Annotated in this window: 1 pseudogene; it reads left to right on the top strand. The window is 66.8% G+C overall.

Annotated elements, in window-relative coordinates:
• A pseudogene (locus TN53_RS42300) lies at positions 1-464 on the top strand (hypothetical protein); the annotation flags it as partial.

Here is a 464-nt window from a genome sequence, read left to right as displayed (position 1 = left end):
GCCGGGACGACGCCGCCCTGTACAAGGACAACTTCCGCTTCGTGCGTGCGGAACGCCGGCCCGAGCACTGTGCTCCGTGGGTCATGGGCCAGGAGCTGGGCTGGCAGATATGCAGCCCGGTCGACGTCGCCTTTACGCCGCTGGACCAGATCGAACTGGACGGCATCACCGACCCTGAGGGTGCGGGCCGTGCGGTCAACCGCACCGAACTGTGGCAGCGCGAGAAGTCCCATCTGGCCGTAGAGAAGACATCCTGGCTGCACCTGCACCAGTTCCGTACGCCACGGGGCTGGGAGAACATGTTCCTGCCCAACGGCGCCGGCACGGTCGAATGGCGCCTGGGCTGGGCCGCAGATATCCCCCGCGGCTATTTCCTGCTCGTGATGCCACTGCCCGAACTGGACGGCCTGGACGTCCCCGTCGGGATCCTGACCAGTACCGTCATCACGCGCATGGGCCAGGAC

It is taken from the genome of Streptomyces sp. WM6386, assembly GCF_000972385.1.
Lineage (GTDB): Bacteria > Actinomycetota > Actinomycetes > Streptomycetales > Streptomycetaceae > Streptomyces.
The sequence above is the reverse complement of the archived record's forward strand: the minus strand, read 5'-3'. Positions and strand labels throughout refer to the sequence as shown.